Genomic DNA, 17956 nt, shown 5'->3' on the forward strand with positions numbered 1-17956 from the left:
TCATGCCGCAGCCGCGACGGATAGCGGGGCGACCTGCACCACCCGATTGACGAAGATGCCGGGCGTCACGACCGTTTCGGGATCGAGCGCGCCTAGTTCCACGACCTCCGCTACCTGAGCGATCGTGGTCTTGGCCGCCATCGCCATGATTGGACCGAAATTGCGCGCCACCTTGCGATAGACCAGATTGCCCCAGCGATCGCCCGCGCGCGCTTTTATCAAGGCGAAATCGGCATGAATGGGATATTCCAGCACATAGTTGCGCCCGTCGATCTCGCGCGTTTCCTTGCCCTGCGCCAACAGCGTGCCATAGCCGGTCGGCGTGAAGATCGCGCCCAGCCCGGATCCCGCAGCCTGGATGCGCGCGGCCAGATTGCCCTGCGGCACCAGTTCCAGTTCAACTTCGCCCGCGCGATAACGCGCATCAAAATGGTGGGACGCTGCCTGTCGCGGGAAGGAGCAGATGACCTTGCGCACGCGATTGGCCTTGATGAGCGCAGCGATGCCGCTCTCGCCAGCGCCGGCATTATTGCTGATGATCGTCAGGTCGCTCGCGCCATGTGCGATCACGGCCTCCATCAGTTCATGGGGTGCGCCGGCGTCGCCAAAGCCGCTGATCATGATGGATGCACCATCATGGAGATCGGCGACCGCCTGTCGCAGGGACGGACTGATCTTGTCTATCATGCAAAAAGCCTCTCAATCTCATATCATATCTGCTTATATCCGATAATATTTCGGATATTGCTTAATCACGTCTCGTAGACTTGTTCGGCTTCCAAGGCATTTGAACGCCGCAGCGGTGGTGGGCGGAACATAAGGCGACGATTTTGGCAACGCTGGCAGTTACGACATTCACGCTAAAGACGGCCATCTGCACGATCAATGCATCGGCGCACGCCGTGCGGTTGACGCAGGCCAGGAGTATGAGCGGGTCTGCGGTCGATGCGTCATCGGCGATCGTGGCCAGGCCGGTCCTGTCATCGCGCTGCGCGCGCGCGACGATGGCCACGGTGCCGGTCATATGGCGCATGACCTGAACAAAGTCGGCGCGATAAGTGGAAGGCTGCATCAAATTGCAATCCGATTAAACGTCGGATATTGATAGAGGCGATATGCGATGGTGGCAAGCGTCAATTGAAGAGACTGGCAGGGTATCGGCTCAAGCTGCAAATGGCGCATCCCTCGACGCCTTCATGGCTGCATATCGGCTTCAGGGCCATCTATGTGCGGCGGGCGAACAGGCCCGCCAATGAACGCGAAGATATGGCGGCGATCGGCCTAACCAGTATGAACATATCCGTGCTTCTCCCGGCTTCCCAACTGAGTGATCCGGCACGGGGCATATCGGCCAGCGAGAGCGCGCCGCCTCCGTCCTTCGCCCGATCTATCCGGTTTAACGCATCAACGCGACAGCAATTCGATATTTTTGCAATTGTAGAAATATAATTGACGCTGGGTGATTGACGCCATAATTCGACCGTCATCGAAGCGAGGATGGATGATGGAGCAAACCAAGGCTGTAGCGGCGCTCGCCGCGCTCGCACAGGATACAAGACTGTCGGTATTCAGGCTGCTGATGCAGGCTGGTCCTGATGGTATGATCGCCGGCGCCGTCGCTGAGGCAATGGACGTTCCACCCTCCACCATGTCGCATCATCTGGCGAAACTGGAACAGGCTGGTCTCGTAATGTCGTGGCGGACAAGCCGCCTCATTCATTATGCCGCCGATTATGCCGGGATTCATGCGCTGCTCAACTTCCTCATGGCCGATTGCTGCCGGGGCGACCCGAACGCCTGCGCCGACCTTCTATCCGCCATCACTTGCAGTGCCAGTCCTGAGGGAGCCGGAGTGTGACCGATAAAATCTATAACGTCCTGTTCCTGTGCACGGGAAACAGCGCACGCTCGATCCTGGGTGAGGCGATAATGAACAAGCTGGGCGAAGGTCGTTTCAAGGCTTACAGCGCCGGAAGTCAGCCAAAGGGCCAAGTCCATCCGATGGCGCTTTCGGTGCTGAACAACCTTAGCTTTGACACCGCCGACATGCGGTCCAAAAGCTGGGACGAATTCGCCACCCCCGACGCCCCCAGTTTCGATTTCATCTTTACCGTATGCGACAATGCCGCAGGCGAGACATGCCCCGTGTGGATCGGCCATCCAATGACCGCGCATTGGGGTATCGAAGATCCAGCGGCGATCGAAGGGGAGGGCCAGCGGGACGCCTTTCTTCAGGCGTTGCGCTATCTCCAGAACCGTATCGCCCTGTTTCTGGCGCTGCCGCTGACCAGCCTCGATGAAATGGCCACCCGCCGTAAACTCAAGGAAATCGGCCAAGGCGAAGGCGCCAGCGGCAAGGCGGGAGAAGCCCCATGACCTTGGACATCATCATCTACCATAATCCTGAATGCGGCACGTCGCGCAATACGCTTGCCATGATCCGCAATGCGGGCATCGAGCCGCACGTTGTCGAATATTTGAAGACGCCGCCATCGCGCGCGCTGCTCGTCCAGCTTGTCGATCGGGCAGATATTACGCCGCGCGATCTGCTGCGCGAGAAAGGCGCCCCCTACGCCGAATTGGGCTTAGGTGACACATCGATGGCCGACGAAGCGCTGTTCGACGCCATGATGGCTCATCCCATCCTCATCAACCGTCCACTGGTCGTTTCGCCGCTAGGGGTAAAGCTGTGCCGCCCCTCCGAAGCCGTCCTTGATCTGCTGCCCGATACTCAACTAGGTGCGTTCACCAAGGAAGATGGCGACAAGGTGGTGGACGCATCCGGTCAGCGCATCGCTTCATGATTCTCGCGCTCTCCATCTTCGTCGCCACGATTGCGCTCGTCATATGGCAACCCAGGGGGCTTGGCATCGGTTGGAGCGCCCTGGGTGGCGCGGCCGTCGCGCTGCTTGTCGGGGTGGTGTCTTTCTCCGACATTCCGGTGGTGTGGAGCATCGTCTGGAATGCGACGGCGACATTCGTGGCGATCATCATCGTCAGCCTGTTGCTGGACGAAGCCGGGTTCTTTGAATGGGCGGCGTTGCATGTCGCCCGCTGGGGCCGGGGCCATGGCCACAGGCTGTTCGTCCTGATCGTGCTTCTGGGTGCAGCCGTGTCGGCGTTGTTCGCCAATGATGGAGCCGCTCTGATCCTGACGCCGATCGTCATCGCCATGCTGCGCGCGCTGGGATACCGCGACAAGGCGACGCTGGCGTTCGTCATGGCAGCGGGGTTCATCGCCGATACCGCCAGCCTGCCGCTGATCGTCTCCAACCTCGTCAACATCGTGTCGGCTGACTTTTTCGGGATCGGTTTTGCCGACTATGCCTCGGTAATGGTGCCGGTCGATCTGGCGTCGATCGCGGCGACATTGATCGTGCTACTGCTGTTCTTCCGGCGCGAGATACCGGCCAGCTATGATGTGGCCCATCTCCGCGCGCCTGGCGAGGCCATCCGCGATTCCGCTACCTTCAGGGCAGGCTGGGTCGTTCTTGCCCTGCTGCTGGCGGGCTTCTTCCTGCTCGAACCTGTCGGCGTGCCGGTCAGCGTCGTCGCCGCTGCCGGTGCGGCTCTGCTGCTCGTCATCGCCGCGCGGGGTCATGCAATCGAAACACGCAAGGTTTTGCGCGGCGCGCCGTGGCAGGTCGTGATTTTCTCACTCGGCATGTATCTGGTCGTCTATGGACTGCGAAATGCGGGGCTGATCGATCATCTCGCCAGCCTGCTCGATCGCACGGCGCAAGGCGGCGTTTGGGGCGCGGCGTTCGGCGCCGGGATCATCGCTGCGTTGCTATCGTCGGTGATGAACAATATGCCGACCGTGCTGGTGGGCGCGCTGTCGATCGATGCCACCCACGCCACGGGGGCGGTCAAGGAAGCCATGATCTACGCCAATGTGATTGGCTGCGACCTTGGCCCGAAAATCACGCCGATCGGGTCGCTTGCGACGCTGCTCTGGCTGCACGTCCTTGGACAAAAGGGCATTCGCATCGGCTGGGGCTATTATTTCAAGCTGGGTGCAACCCTGACTGTCCCGGTCTTGTTGGTGACGCTCGCCGCGCTTGCAATCAGGATCGGGGCGGGGTGATCCAACCGCTTTCGGCCCCCTGTCTCAATCGGACACCTGGCCTGCTGTCGTCGCCGCGCATTTCATCGTGGCCGGCAAAGCTAAAGGTGTTGTGGTCGAAGGTCTTCACTCGCTGCTCCTGTGTTCAATCGCCTCCTATACAAGGTGCGTCGCGCCCAATGTGGAGCGCATGAAGTGAACAAACGCGCACCGCGCTACAATTTACGATCTGCCTACGAAAAAAAACCGTAAGCAGTTTCAGAGCGCATTGCGCTCTGTGTAACTAATTGCTTTTACTATGAAATATGGTGGACGCACTTGGGCTCGAACCAAGGACCCGCTGATTAAGAGCTGGCTTAAGCTCTTGTTATAGCTTGTCATTCTGCGTCATATCGCGTCTTGGGGAACACGAAGCCGTATCTTCGACCCGCTGATTCCAAGGCGTATTGCTTCAGGTCCATTCATGCAAGTTCGGGCGCCCGGGACCCCCTTGATACCCACACGGAAGATCGTCGATTTTCTGGGTATCAGAGCGATGGAGGGTAAAGGCGGCGTGATCCATCCGCTGGCCTAGCCGCAGCGTGATATCGATCGCAGTTGCGTGCGTCAGGAAAAATCCCACCTCGTCGCCATAACCCCATCGGCGTTAATAACGGATAGTTGACTTTTATACGCAATAAGTCACGATATCGTTATTAGTGATTGGGGATAGGCCCAGTGTCGTTCCTATCTCCATACCGAATTGCGGGTGCCATGACCAAACGAACGACGGGTGAATATGAGAACGTGATAGCGGGCGGGGAGGATGTCCCGGCCTTTTTGCCATACTCATTGCCGCCACGCGATCCTGCTTTTGCCATTTCCGATCCCCTCAGCAGGCGTTTACGTGCTGCGGAGCAGGCCTTGGTGCGGCTCGATCTGGCAACAGAGATGGTGCCGTCGCTTGACTGGTTTCTCTATGGGTTCGTCCGCAAGGAAGCCGTGATCTCGTCACAGATAGAAGGGACCCAGGCAACGCTTCTCGATCTGCTGAGCTTCGAGGCAGATGACGTAAATGCGCCGGACGCCGACGTAGAAGAGGTCTGCAATTATCTGGACGCCCTCAACCACGTTCAACAGGAATTGGCGAACCCCTCGGGTATCCCGATTTCCATGCGCCTCCTGAACGATGCACATCGCAGATTGATGGACGGCGTGAGGGGGGCAACGAAGCAGCCCGGCGAAATCCGGCGCAGTCAAAACTGGATCGGGGGCAGCAGGCCCGGCAACGCCGTGTTCGTGCCGCCACCGCCCACACGCTTGCCGGAATTGCTGAGCGCGCTCGAAAAATACATCCACGCCAATGATGACTTGCCCGCGCTCGTTCGTGCCGGACTTGTCCATGTGCAGTTCGAGACCATTCACCCCTATCTCGACGGCAATGGACGCATAGGCCGCTTGCTGATCTCGTTGCTGCTCCAGCACTGGGGGCTGCTCCGCGCGCCGTCGCTTTACCTCAGCCTGTTTTTCAAGCGTCATCGTGCCGAATATTACCGGCGCCTCGACGCCGTGCGAACGCAAGGCGATTGGGAAGGCTGGACCGACTTCTTTCTCGATGGGGTCGCGACGATCGCCGACGAGGCGGTGACATCAGCACGCGACATCTTCGCTATTGTCGGCCAAGATCGCGCTCGGCTGTTGGCGAGTGATGCCGCTTCCGTGTCCGCTGTCAGACTGTTTGAGGAACTGCCCAACCATCCGATCGTCACGGTCGCGTCCGCCATGACGTTGCTTGGGATCAGCAAGCCAACTGCGATCCGGGCGATCGAAGCGCTAGTTTCGGCTGGGGTTTTGACAGAAACAACCGGCAGGCGTCGGGATCGCAGCTTTGCATATGCAGCTTATGTCGATCTGCTTCGGATCGGTACGGAACTTGGAGATGATCGATAGGAAGCCGGTTTATCGATCACCGCCGCGCCAGCCGTAATCACGTGAGGCTGCAAAACCCAGAATCAGTGTCGCGGCACTTGGTCCGAAGATCGTCATGACGGCTTGGTCTAAAGCACCCCCCGGTCATGTGCGGTATGGTCAAATCGCGTCACGCTGAACTTTCCCAATTCAGGTTCTTCGGGCGCTGGGAATTTCTTTGAGATTGGCTGATTTCCGTGATTATTGAAGTGTCATCGAAAGGATGACACATGCAGAAGGCTCTGACCAACAAGACGCTCGAAGCCCTGAAACCGCAGGCGAAACGCTATGAAGTGCATGATCTTCATTGCCCCGGCATGAGTGTTCGGGTGTCGGCGAAGGGCAAAAGGTCTTTTCGGTCAAGTTCCGTTACGGGCTCGATCAGAAGCGGATGAAGCTGGGCGTTTTCCCGCGCATCACATTGGCCACGGCCCGCGAGAAGGCGATGGATATCCTACGCCAGGTCGATGAGGGCATTGACCCGACTAAGCGCCGCCGCACTCCCAATATGAAGGTCGAAGCCGTTTGCCGGGAATTTATCCGCCTGCACGCGCAAGCCCGCAATAAAAGCTGGCGCGAAGCCGAGCGCATCTTGGAACGCGAATTCGTCGGCACCTTCGGGCAGCGCGATATCCGCGAGATCAAGCGGTTCGACGTGCTGGAAATCATGGACGCCGCCGTCGCGCGCGGTTCGACTTATCAGGCCAATCGCATTCTTTCGAACATCCGCAAACTATTCAATTGGTGCGTCGAGCGTGGCATCGTCGATGCTAGCCCAATCACCGGCCTCAAGGCACCGACCAAGGAGGAGTCGCGCGAGCGGGTGTTGGGGGACGACGAAATCGTCCGGCTGCTGCGCGCGTGCCGCAACGATGTCTATCCCTTCCGCCAATTCGTGCCGATCCTGCTCGCGACCGCACAGCGCCGAGGTGAATTGGCCGAAATGCGCTGGAGCGAGGTTGATCTTGACGCCAAGCAATGGGTCATCCCCGCCGAACGGTCGAAGAACGGCAAGCCGCATGTCGTGCCGCTCAGCCCGTATGCGCTCGAAGCTCTCAATGAGGTGCCGTGCTTCCTCGACTGCGACTTTGTATTCACGACCACCCGCAATTCACCAGTCAGCGGGTTTTCGAAGATGCTGCGCCGACTGTCCGAAGGCTCACAGACGTCCGATTGGCGATTGCATGATCTCCGCCGAACTGCCGCTTCGGGCATGGCAAGGGCCGGTATCGCACCGCATGTCGTCGAAAAGGTGCTGAACTGTTGAGTTGCACTGAGAAGTGACCCGGGATTTTCATTGAGAAGTGACCCGGGTGGGCGTGGATGATGTGCTGCCTGTGACGCGCAGGGTCAAGCGGGCGATTTGTCCTTTCTGGATTTTGGTGCGGCGGAACTGGCCCTGAAGCGGAAGCTGTCATTGCCGGTTTCAAGGATGTGGCAATGATGCGTGAGGCGATCCAGCAGGGCGGTGGTCATTTTCGCATCGCCAAAGATACTGGACCACTCGCTGAAGCTCAGGTTGGTGGTGATAACAACGCTTGTCCGCTCATAGAGTTTGCTGAGCAGATGGAACAGCATGGCCCCGCCTGAAGGGCTGAAGGGTAGATATCCCAGCTCATCAAGGATGACGAGGTCGAGGCGCAACAGACGCTCGGCCAACTGGCCCGCCCTGTTTGCGGCCTTTTCCTGCTCCAACGCATTGACCAGATCGACGGTAGAGAAGAAGCGGATCTTTTTGCGGTGATGCTCAACCGCCTGGACGCCCAAAGCCGTCGCGATGTGGCTTTTGCCTGTACCTGGTCCGCCGATCAGTACGACGTTGTCGGCGCTATCTGTAAAGTCACCGCGGTGAAGTTGACGCACGAGCGCCTCGTTGACCTCACTGACGGCAAAGTCGAAGCCTGCCAGATCCTTGTAGGCCGGGAACCGGGCTGCCTTGATCTGGTAAGCAATGGACCTGACCTCCCGCTCGGACATCTCCGCCTTGAGAAGCTGTGAGAGGATCGGAACGGCGGCGTCAAAGGCTGGCGCGCCCTGCTCGATCAGATCACCAGCGGCTTGCGCCATGCCATACATTTTGAGGCCACGTAGCATGACAACCACAGCGGCGCTGGCCGGATCATGACGCATGGCGTAACGTCCTCAGCGTGTCGTAGCGTTCGACATCGGCAACAGGCTCCTGGGCAAGGCGCAGGGCCTGCGGGGCATCGATTGGAGACGCCGGTGGAGCCTTGCCGTCGATCAGGCGGTGCAGAACATTGAGGATGTGGGTTTTGGTCGGCACCCCGGCTTCAAGGGCCAGTTCGACGGCGCTGAGTACAGCCTGCTCGTTATGCTGTAGAACGAGGGCAAGGATTTCGACCATCTCCCTGTCACCACCAAGCCGCTTGAGCAGATGCCCCTGCAGTTGCCGGAAGGCTTCGGGCATTTCCAGGAATGGCGCTCCATTGCGCAAAGCGCCAGGCTTGCGCTGAACAACTGCCAGATAGTGCCGCCAGTCATAGATCGTCTGCCCCGGCTTCTGGTGAGAGCGGTCGATAATTCGGTTGTGCTCGCACAAGATTTGCCCCTCGGCCGCGATGACCAACCGATCAGGATAGACCCGCAGGCTCACTGGCCGGTTCGCAAAGGAAGCAGGAACGCTATAGCGATTGCGCTCGAACGCGATCAGGCAGGTGGGCGACACGCGCTTGGTATGCTCGACAAAGCCATCGAAGGCCCGTCCCATCGGCATCAGGCTGATAATCTCAGCGGCATGCACATCGGCAACTGTGCCGGGCAGGACGCCATGCTGGATTTCTCCCCACTGTGCGATGCACCGCTCTTCCAACCAGGCATTGAGGGCATCAAGATCCGGGAAGCTGGGCATTGGCTGCCATAACCGTCGACGCGCATCCTGAACGTTTTTCTCGACCTGGCCTTTCTCCCAGCCTGAGGCCGGATTGCAAAAATCCGTCTCGAACAGGTAGTGACTGGCCATGGCAGCGAACCGCGCATTGACCTGTCGGACTTTACCCTGGCCGATCCGGTCTACAGCCGTCTTCATATTGTCGAATATACCACGCTGCGGCACGCCGCCCAGCACCCGGAATGCATGCGTCAGCGCATCGAACAACATCTCGTGGGTTTGAAGCAGGTAGGCTCGCGTGATGAACGCCCGACTGTGGGAAAGCTTGGTATGGGCCACCTGTAGCTTGATAGGTCGGCCATTAAGAAGGGCGTAATCTTCACTCCAATCGAACTGAAAGGCCTCACCGGGCTGGAAGATCAGCGGTACGAATGTGCCGCGCCCACTGGTTTGCTTTTCATATTGGCGTTCGGCCTTCCACGCTCGAGCAAAGGCGGCAACACGGCCGTAGGATTGTGGATCGGCGTGCAAAAAGGACCCCGTTAGCGGGGTGATCGGCGTCTAAAAGGGACCCCTCATTTCGATGGTTTAAGCAGCCGGCTGGATTTTCAGGCGGCGAGATCGGGATGTTGGTTTTGGAGACAGTTTTACGGATCCGGCGCGAGTATGCCGGAGGCAAGGCGATCAAGGCGATCGCACGGGATCTGCATGTGTCGCGGAAGGTCATCCGCAAAGCGGTCCGAGCGCCGGAGGGCGCCTTTGATTATCAGCGCAAGGTTCAGCCGCTGCCCAGGATCGGTCCGTTTCAGGAGCGCCTGAACACGCTGCTGGAAGAGAACGAGCTGCGCGGCAGGCGTGACCGGCTGCGGATGACGCGGATCCATGACCTGCTGGTGCGCGAAGGCTTTGAGGGTTCTTACGATGCGGTGCGGCGCTATACGACGCGCTGGAAGATCGAGCGGCGCAAAGATGCCGGCGATGGTGTCACGGCCTTCATCCCGCTGATGTTCAGGCCAGGCGAGGCCTACCAGTTCGACTGGAGCCATGAAGATGTTGAGATCGCCGGGGCACCGATGCGGGTGAAGGTCGCGCATATGCGACTGTGTGCCTCACGCGCGGTCTATGTCCGGGCTTATCCTCGTGAGAGCCAGGAGATGCTGTTCGACGCGCATGCGCGCGGCTTTGCTTTCTTCGGCGGCGTGCCAGGGCGCGGCATCTACGATAATATGAAGACGGCTGTGACGAGCGTGTTCACCGGCAAGGAACGCGTCTTCAACCGGCGGTTCCTGATCATGACCGACCATTATATGGTCGAGCCCACGGCCTGCTCGCCTGCGGCGGGATGGGAGAAGGGTCAGGTCGAGAACCAGGTGCAGACGATCCGGGGTCGCTTCTTCCAGCCCCGGTTGCGGTTCGCCAGTCTCGAAGAGCTCAATGGCTGGCTGGAGGCCGAGTGTCGGCGCTGGGCGGAACGGCAGCCCCATCCCGAACAGGGAGAGCTGACCGTGGCGCAGATGCTGGAGATCGAACGATCTGCGCTGCAGCCGATGCTGGGACCGTTCGACGGCTTCAATGAGAGCGAGCATGCTGTGACCGGCACCTGCCTGATCAGCTTCGACCGCAATCGCTACTCGGTGCTATCGACGGTGGCACGACGCACGGTGCAGGTCCGCGCCTATGCCGATCGCATCGTCGTTCGCTGCGGCGAAGAGGTTGTCGCTGAACATCCTCGCTACTTTGGGCGCAACCGCACGATCTATGACCCCTGGCATTATCTGCCAGTGCTGGCCCGCAAGCCTGGCGCGCTGCGGAACGGTGCCCCCTTCCAGGACTGGGATCTGCCACCGGCGCTTGCCCGCCTGCGCCGCAAGCTGGGTAATGGCGACGATGCCGATCGCCGGTTCGTCCGTGTGTTGTCGGCCGTACTGACCGATGGCCTGGAGCCTGTCGAAGCCGCTGTGCGTGAGGCACTGGCGACGGGCACGGCAAGCGACGACCTGATCCTCAACATCCTGGCACGACGCCGGGAACCGCCGCGTCCTCTGACGATCATCACCTCCGAGGATAGCGCTCTGCGCCATCCCCCGATCGCCGACTGTGCCCGTTACGACCAGCTGAGGACCTTCGATGCAGCGGCATGATATGATCGAGGCCATGCGCGGGCTTGGACTCAAGGGCATGGCGGGCGCGTTCGACGATGCCGTCACCACCGGCCTTCAGCGCCAGCGCACCACCATGGAGATACTGACCGATCTCCTGCGAGCGGAGGCGACGCATCGTCATGCCGCGTCGATCCGATACCGGATGGCCGCTGCCAGGCTGCCAGTCGTAAAGGACATCGATGCCTTCCGGTTCGAGGGTACCCCGATCAACGAGGGGCTTGTGCGTTCATTGCACAGCGGCGCGTTCCTGCCCGCACGGCGCAATATCGTCCTGGTCGGCGGCACAGGCACAGGAAAGACCCATCTGGCCATCGCCATCACCGCCAATGTAGTGCGCTCCGGCGCCCGAGGCCGCTACTTCAACACGGTCGATCTGGTGACCCGCCTCGAAGAGGAGGCCAGGATCGGCAAGAGTGGCGCTCTCGCCGCCCAGCTATCCCGCCTCGATCTGATCGTGCTCGATGAACTGGGCTATCTGCCGTTCGCCCGATCAGGCGGCCAGCTGCTGTTCCACCTGATCAGCAAACTCTATGAGCAGACCAGCGTCATCATCACCACCAACCTCGCCTTTGGCGAGTGGCCCACCGTGTTCGGCGATCCCAAGATGACCACCGCGCTCCTCGACCGCGTCACCCATCATTGCGACATCGTCGAGACCGGCAATGACAGCTGGCGCTTCAAAAACCGCAGCTGATCCCCCCCAGCACCGATCAATTAGAAGATGTTTTGCGCTGCGCGCGCCTCCGGTCGGGCTACGCCCTCCCTACGCCGCGCGCAGCGCAAGGAAGCCCGTCACATCAACGCTCCGCCATCCTGACAGGGGGTCCCTTTTGCGCGCCGATAAGGGGTCCCGTTTGCACGCCGATTGACATCGCTACGGAAAGCCCGAAAGTTGAGTTTGGTGTCCTCCTCGTGAGCGATGGATCAAACAAGCCGTATCGGTGCAAAATCCGCCGAACAGCATTCTCTCACCTGCAATGCATCGATTCGCTTCTGCGAGGCCACATGCTTGCGGATGCGACGGCCGTCCTGGGCTCCCTCGATATCGTGTTCGGCGAATGTGACCGCTAAGCGAGTGTGGCTGCACTACATTCTGCCCTTGGGTCTTTCGGCAAGCAGGCTCGTTACCTGGCTCGGGGACAATTCTTTGGCCCGGCACAAGGGCCGTCTAGTTCTCCACTCTTTCTGTCCGTCAGAGATGGAGGGGGCTATCGGCGCTGTCGCCGAATCTGCGGAGGGTCTCAGGTCGACGTCCAGGGTCGTATTGCGCCCGCCTTAGTCAATCGGAGCCCGGCATGGGGGCGTCGATAACAATCAGTATTCGGCAATCGAACAATCGGGGTTGTGGGACGCGGGAAGCTTTGAGCGGAGGCGGCTTGCTTTGCGATTCGATCTGCGTAATGCTCTCGGGCACAGCATGAACAAAAATCGAACATTGCTGGATCTGACCCACCGAATTCACACCCTAGCTGAAACCAGTCGGCCGGAAGGGGAGGGTGGTGAGGAGTTTGATTTAATTTGTTGAATCTAAAGGAGAAAATTTCCCAAAATCGCAGCTCAACGATAAGTGGGGTAGATTTTGGGGTAGAAACAACGAGCAGGCTGAGATTCCTATTAAAATCAGGTGTTTAGCACCACTTTTTAGGAGCTGCCGGGCCCACCAAAACTACCATCCAGCACTATTCCATGCTATCAATAATCTTGTAAAACAAAGGATTATACCGCCATGAGCGTTCAGAATAGTCCGTAGCAGTTTGAAACTGTTCACGAATGGGGGGTAGATTTGGGGGTGTCGGAGCTCCGATTTTGGGGTATTTTCCCGATGGCACTCACACATAATCAGATTGCAAACGCCAAGCCCGCATCACTGGATTATAAATTGTTTGATTCGCAAGGCTTGTTCCTGATCGTCTCGCCGGCGGGATACTGGCCTGCTGCCGGTTTGGCGGACACCAAGATAGGCTCATTCAAGCTACACCAGCTTGTGTTTCGAAGTCGATGGGGCTGAGATACCCCAAGGTCGAGTGTCGGCGTGTCGGATTGTAAAATCTCTCGATATAATCGAACATATCGGCTCTGGCCCGATCTCGCGGCCGGTAGACCTTCCTCCTGATCCGCCCGGTTTGAGAGAGAAGAAGCTTTCCATCGCGGCATTGTCCTTCATCAAGCGCTGGAACTGCTCGCTGGTATATTGGCTACCCTGGTCCGAGTGGTGCAGCAGGGTATCGGCTTACCACGGCGCCAGATCGCCATGATCAGGACATCCGTCACCAACTGGGCCGTCATGGTGGCGCTCATCGTCCAGCCCACCACCCGGCGGGAGAACAGGTCGATGACGGCGGCGACATAGAGACAGCCTTCGGCCGTCCAGCTCCGGCATATATTTCGGTGGCTCCATGCCGCGTCAATCGCTGGTTCCTGCGCATGGATGATTGCGTCCAAGAAACGAAGCGATCAAGTCGGCGACTTGTCCAGGGCGCTCCATTTGGACGAAATGCCCTACGCCTTCCAATATGACCGGCGGCGCAGCTTGAGGGAGCATCGAGGTCATTTGTTCGACCATCGATTTCATTCCGGGGAAATGGAGGACTATGTCGCGATCACCGCTGATATAGAGCGCTGGAACATCAACCGCGATGTCCGCCCATCCGGCGAGCAGTTCCCAGTTGCGATGTAGGCTGCGATAGGTATTGAGCGCGCCACGAAAGCCCGTCCTGGCAAAGGATGACGCATAGATATCCAGTTCCTGCTCGGTCAGCAGATTGGCCGATGTCGGGGGTTCTTCCAAGCCGTCGATCAGGCGTCCGTTCGCCCCCAGCCGCATGATGGGAACATCCGTGCCGGGCCGTCCGCCCCAATTGGTATAGAACAGCCTGCGTAGAAAGGCTTTCGGATCGCTATCCAGCTCCCGCTCGGCGACGCCCTCCTGCAGAAAGTAGAGCATATAAAAGTCGGGCGGCGCATTGGCCGCGAGTAACTGAGGCAGGCTTGCGTCACCGCGCGGCGTAAAGGGGATGGACAGCGAAACGATAGCGCCAAACCGATCCGGGCGCAGCCGCACGATCGTCCAGCCGACTTCAGCACCCCAGTCATGCCCGACCACCGCCACCTGCACATGGCCAAGATGATCGAGCAACGCGATCAGATCGCCCAAAAGGTCGAACCCACTCGCTTGGTCTGGGCCTGGGGCGGCCTGGCTGTCGCCAAAACCGCGCAGATCGGGTGCTATGACGCTGTAGCCTGCGGCCACCAAATGCTCCATCACCGGGCGCCAACCGATCCAAAGGTCGGGAAATCCGTGCAGCAGCAATATCGCCGGCCCTTGGCCAGCGGTGACGAAATGATAGCTGAGACCGTTAAGTTCAGCTTTATGGTGGACAAATTCGACCATGATTTCAACGCGCCGACAGAAAGGCGTTGAAAAATTCTGTTAGTTCGCCGCGCGCTGTCAACGGCAGCACATTGGCGACATATTGGTCCGGCCTGACGATCACCATGCAACCGCTATCCCGATCAATCCCGCGCATGGCGTAAATATCTTCGCCTGATTCAATGTCGGGGCAGAAGATCTTTTCCCGATCCCTGAGAGCGAATTTCCCTTTTTCAGGCAACAGGAAGGCATGGATGGATTCCAGGGCGAGATCGTGATGCGGCTGCTGGAAAACCGCCCTGACATCGATAACATTGTCCTTGTCCGCCTGCGTCGGCGTGAAGCGGCGGATCGGCGAGGGATCGGTTTCGAGGAAATTGCAAAGTTGCCATAAGGCCGAATTGCGATCCGTCGGAGCTGCACGATCGGCAAAGAGGAATATCCGCCATCGGCCGTCCGCCAGGATGGTGTGCCCAAGATGCATCGGTTTGGCATCCGCCAGACGAATGACAGGCGCAGAATGAAAGCGCATACCGATCGGAAATCCGGTTGCAAGCGGTTGGTACGTGGGCGCGCCGGTCAAGAGCGAGGGTGCGTAGCGGGTCGCCGTGCCCGCAGTGTAACAGCCCTGCCGGACGAAATAATCCTGTATGTCCTCTGGTGCAACGCCATCCCCGTGTGGATCGTCGGGATTTTTGAGCGGCGCACTGAGCATCCCAGCCCATTCCCGGTCGAAATCGATCAGTTCCTTGGCGATCGCCCGGCGTTCGGCCGAATAGGTCGTAAGGATGTGGCCGGGCGACTGGCCACGCAATACGGCGGCAAGTTTCCAGCCAAGATTAAAGGCATCCTGCATGGATACATTCATGCCCTGTCCTGCCTTTGGGCTATGTGTATGGCAGGCATCGCCAGCGATGAAAACGCGCGGTATCCGCTCTTCACCGTCTTCCGTTGCGACATCGTCGAAGCGGGCGCACAGACGCTGGCCGATTTCGTAGATCGACCACCAGGGCGTGTTCCTGACTTCGAAAGAGTAGGGATGCAATATCTGACGTGCTGCGTCGATCATCTGGTCAAGCCCGATATTGCGGTGTGCCGCACGCTCGTCCGCCTCCAGCTTGTCAAGTTCGACGTAGAAGCGCGACAAATAGCCCCCCTCACGGGGTATGAGGACAATGCTGCCGCCCCCCGGCGAACGAACCAGTGCCTTCTTGCGCAAATCGGGAAAGTTGGTTTCCACCAGCACGTCCATGACGCCCCATGCCTGATTCGCCGAATCCCCCTCCAGCGACAGGCCAAGGGAGCGCCTCACTTCGCTTCGTGCGCCATCGCACCCGACGGCGAAGCGGGCCTTTACGATATGCTTCTCGCTATCTTCGCCGCTAGTGCGCACAAAGGTTGCCGACACCGGATGGGACGCAGTTTCGTCCTTGTCGATATGAAGATCGGCAAGGCGCCAGCCATAGCAAGGCTCCAGTCGATTGGCGGATTTCCGCATATTTTCAAGATAGAAGCCATGCACGCGCGCCTGGTTCAATATGACGTGGGGAAATTCCGAAAGGCCTGGCTCGGTATCCTTCACCCAGCCTCCACGCACGATACCCTGCGATGGATCGGTCGCCGGTCGCCAGAATGTCGTTTCATTGACCCAGTGCGCTTCGCGCAAAACCTGTTCGGCAAAGCCGAATGCGTTGAACATTTCTACCGTTCGACAGGCGATGCCGTCGGCCTGGCCTAATTCGAGGGGACCGTCCTTTTGATCGACGATGCAGGTGTTGATTTCCGGGAAGGCCGCCAGTTGCGCCGCCAGGGTCAGGCCCGCGGGGCCGCAGCCGACGATCAGAACATCGACCTGGGCCGGAAGGGCGTGACCCTCGCCTTCCTTCGCTGCGCCGGCAGGCGATAGGGGCATCAGGTCAGGGTCGCCCACTTTGAAACCGTCATAATGAAATTGCATGATTTTTGGCTCCTGAATATTCTGAGTTTGTGAATCTGGGGCGCCTTGGGCGCGTTGAAGGCAGCGATGGGTGCTGTTATTCCGGGTGAGTGGGCGCGCAATCATGCCGGTGCGGAGGCTTGGTTTCCCGGACGAAAGGCGCGATGCCGGTCGCGATCAGCGCCAGCCCCGCCGCCAGCATAAGCGGCGTATCGTCACCGATTCGGTCGGCAAGCCAGCCTGCCAGGATGGGGCCGATGGCCCCTCCGCCCAGCTGCGCTACTGCAATCACCAGTCCCGTGGCCGTCGCAGCGTCGGCAGGCTGGACGCTTTCTTGCGGCACAGTCGCCATTATCAACGGAAATGTGCCCAGCATCAGGCAACCAATCAGCAGCGTGGCGCCGATGACCCAGGGATTTGCGCCCGCATAAAGCGCGCCCAGCGGGGCAATCGCGCCGATGGCGCTGAAGATCATGATCGCCGTGCGTCGACCATGACGGTCCGAAATAGCGGGAACGATGACGGCGGATATGACGCCAGCTACGCCGATCAGGCTCATGACAAGGCTCATCTGGCTCGACGAAAACTGCAGATTTCGTATCAGGTAGAGCGGCAAAAAGGTAAGCATGACGAAGAACCAAGCGACCGCCGCCAACGCAATAAGCGTGCACAGAACAAGGTTGCGATTACCCAGCAAATGACGCCAGGCATGTGCGCCGTTTCGTTGCGATTGACCATTTTCTGAAGGTGGTGAAGGCGCGGCCTGCGCTGCGATGGCAGGCTCGCGAATGAACCGCAGGATCAGCAAAGCGATGATGAGGCCGGGAATACCGGCGACCAGAAACGCCCAGCGCCACCCAGCGTTTTGAGCGACCGCGATCAGGATGATCGGTCCCAGTAGCGTGCCCAGCAATTGTGCGCCGAAATTCTGCACGATCCCCATGTTGAAACCGCGCCGCGACGGGGTGGACTCGACCATGACGATGGCCTGCTTGATCGGAATGACCGGACCTTCCGCAAGGCCGATGAGAATCCGCGCGATCAGCAAGGTCGCAAAGCCCATTGCCGCTGCACTCAAACCGGAAAGCAGGGCGAAACAGGCAAAAGCGGCTACCAGGAAAGGTTTGCGCTTTCCCAGACGATCGGATGCGCGCGCCATCAGAAGGCCGCCAATGGCCCAGCCGACCAGTACCGCCGAACCGATCATGCCGATCTGGCTGCTGCCCAGCGCAAAGTCCGTCGCGATAAAAGGCATGAGGTAAAAGACTGCCTGGGCATCCAGTGCCGCCACGCCGCCTGCCGCAGTCAATATCATAACCATTTTATCTTCGTACCGTAACGACCGACCGCCTGATGACTCCGGTTCTCGGCGGCGATGTTCCTCCCCGAACAGTACAGTTTCATTCTCTCGATACCGATCCTGCACCGATTCGTCCCTCCCACATGCGCTGTCATATCCGTGACGCTTAAACCTTATATAGCAGATAATAGTCGTAATATGAGAAAAATGATAATCTATTTATCCCGTAAAACGAAAAATAATTGACCTTCATGTTGGATTGGCCTAACTCAAGTGTGACACGCCGACAGGGCGGGAACATTGAGGAGGGGAAGATATGATCCGGGC

Annotated in this window: 15 protein-coding genes and 3 pseudogenes; 10 read left to right on the forward strand and 8 right to left on the reverse strand. The window is 59.1% G+C overall.

Going from position 1 to position 17956, the window contains the following annotated elements; genetic code table 11:
- Window positions 1-687, reverse strand: a complete 687-nt coding sequence (locus sphantq_RS16600) for a 3-oxoacid CoA-transferase subunit A (RefSeq protein ID WP_066601425.1) — start codon at window positions 685-687, stop codon at window positions 1-3.
- Window positions 688-748: 61 nt separating this feature from the next.
- Window positions 749-1075 carry a flavin reductase family protein gene (locus tag sphantq_RS16605; protein ID WP_148648329.1) on the reverse strand — a complete coding sequence of 109 codons (327 nt, stop codon included), beginning with the start codon at window positions 1073-1075 and terminating at the stop codon, window positions 749-751.
- Between the two features lie 426 nt (window positions 1076-1501).
- Here sphantq_RS16605 and sphantq_RS16610 point away from each other — a divergent pair, with 426 nt between their 5' ends.
- The 7 genes from sphantq_RS16610 (at window position 1502) to sphantq_RS16640 (ending at window position 7280) form a co-directional block, all read left to right on the forward strand.
- Window positions 1502-1858, forward strand: a complete 357-nt coding sequence (locus tag sphantq_RS16610; protein WP_443021497.1) for an ArsR/SmtB family transcription factor — start codon at window positions 1502-1504, stop codon at window positions 1856-1858.
- Window positions 1855-2376 (forward strand): arsenate reductase ArsC, encoded by a 522-nt coding sequence (locus sphantq_RS16615; RefSeq protein WP_066601431.1) that lies wholly within the window; start codon window positions 1855-1857, stop codon window positions 2374-2376. Before sphantq_RS16610 ends, sphantq_RS16615 begins: the two co-directional genes overlap by 4 nt.
- Window positions 2373-2804, forward strand: coding sequence for an arsenate reductase (glutaredoxin) (gene arsC, locus sphantq_RS16620; protein WP_066601432.1), 432 nt, complete (start codon window positions 2373-2375; stop codon window positions 2802-2804). The genes sphantq_RS16615 and arsC overlap by 4 nt, the downstream gene beginning before the upstream one ends.
- Window positions 2801-4087, forward strand: coding sequence for an arsenic transporter (locus tag sphantq_RS16625; protein ID WP_272799029.1), 1287 nt, complete (start codon window positions 2801-2803; stop codon window positions 4085-4087). Before arsC ends, sphantq_RS16625 begins: the two co-directional genes overlap by 4 nt.
- Before the next feature lie 732 nt (window positions 4088-4819).
- Window positions 4820-5995: a Fic family protein gene (locus tag sphantq_RS16630; protein ID WP_272799030.1), complete on the forward strand. Its 1176-nt coding sequence runs from the start codon at window positions 4820-4822 to the stop codon at window positions 5993-5995.
- Between the two features lie 248 nt (window positions 5996-6243).
- A complete protein-coding gene (locus tag sphantq_RS16635) occupies window positions 6244-6408 on the forward strand; it encodes a hypothetical protein (RefSeq protein WP_272799031.1) in 165 nt (54 codons plus the stop codon).
- A complete protein-coding gene (locus sphantq_RS16640) occupies window positions 6405-7280 on the forward strand; it encodes a tyrosine-type recombinase/integrase (protein ID WP_272799032.1) in 876 nt (291 codons plus the stop codon). Before sphantq_RS16635 ends, sphantq_RS16640 begins: the two co-directional genes overlap by 4 nt.
- An 83-nt stretch (window positions 7281-7363) precedes the next feature.
- Here the strand turns inward: sphantq_RS16640 and istB (sphantq_RS16645) are convergent, their stop codons facing one another.
- Both istB (sphantq_RS16645) and istA (sphantq_RS16650) read right to left on the reverse strand, forming a co-directional pair.
- Entirely contained in the window at window positions 7364-8143 is a 780-nt protein-coding gene (gene istB, locus sphantq_RS16645; RefSeq protein WP_017183252.1) for an IS21-like element ISRsp3 family helper ATPase IstB, read from the reverse strand.
- Window positions 8133-9404 (reverse strand): annotated as a pseudogene (gene istA, locus sphantq_RS16650) (IS21 family transposase); the annotation flags it as partial. The gene istB (sphantq_RS16645) and the pseudogene istA (sphantq_RS16650), both read right to left, overlap by 11 nt.
- Window positions 9405-9487: 83 nt before the next feature.
- Here istA (sphantq_RS16650) and istA (sphantq_RS16655) point away from each other — a divergent pair.
- The 3 genes and pseudogenes from istA (sphantq_RS16655) to sphantq_RS16665 form a co-directional block, all read left to right on the forward strand.
- Window positions 9488-11002: an IS21 family transposase gene (gene istA, locus sphantq_RS16655; protein WP_125999130.1), complete on the forward strand. Its 1515-nt coding sequence runs from the start codon at window positions 9488-9490 to the stop codon at window positions 11000-11002.
- On the forward strand, window positions 10989-11717 hold the full coding sequence (istB, locus tag sphantq_RS16660) for an IS21-like element helper ATPase IstB (RefSeq protein WP_272798407.1): 729 nt from the start codon (window positions 10989-10991) through the stop codon (window positions 11715-11717). The genes istA (sphantq_RS16655) and istB (sphantq_RS16660) overlap by 14 nt, the downstream gene beginning before the upstream one ends.
- Before the next feature lie 176 nt (window positions 11718-11893).
- Window positions 11894-12094: pseudogene (locus sphantq_RS16665) on the forward strand (NADH-quinone oxidoreductase subunit D); the annotation flags it as partial.
- A gap of 896 nt (window positions 12095-12990) precedes the next feature.
- Here the strand turns inward: sphantq_RS16665 and sphantq_RS16670 are convergent.
- The 4 genes and pseudogenes from sphantq_RS16670 to sphantq_RS16685 all read right to left on the reverse strand — a co-directional run.
- Window positions 12991-13393 (reverse strand): annotated as a pseudogene (locus tag sphantq_RS16670) (DDE-type integrase/transposase/recombinase); the annotation flags it as partial.
- A 34-nt stretch (window positions 13394-13427) separates the two neighbouring features.
- The gene (locus tag sphantq_RS16675) at window positions 13428-14333 is read right to left on the reverse strand and encodes an alpha/beta fold hydrolase (RefSeq protein WP_272799033.1); all 906 of its coding nucleotides are present in this window, start codon (window positions 14331-14333) and stop codon (window positions 13428-13430) included.
- Window positions 14334-14418: 85 nt separating this feature from the next.
- Entirely contained in the window at window positions 14419-16455 is a 2037-nt protein-coding gene (locus tag sphantq_RS16680; RefSeq protein ID WP_336314434.1) for an FAD-binding monooxygenase, read from the reverse strand.
- Window positions 16427-17755 carry an MFS transporter gene (locus sphantq_RS16685; RefSeq protein WP_272799034.1) on the reverse strand — a complete coding sequence of 443 codons (1329 nt, stop codon included), beginning with the start codon at window positions 17753-17755 and terminating at the stop codon, window positions 16427-16429. Before sphantq_RS16685 ends, sphantq_RS16680 begins: the two co-directional genes overlap by 29 nt.
- Window positions 17756-17956 lie beyond the last annotated feature (201 nt).

The organism is Sphingobium sp. AntQ-1, assembly GCF_028538045.1.
Taxonomy (GTDB): Bacteria; Pseudomonadota; Alphaproteobacteria; order Sphingomonadales; family Sphingomonadaceae; genus Sphingobium; species Sphingobium cupriresistens.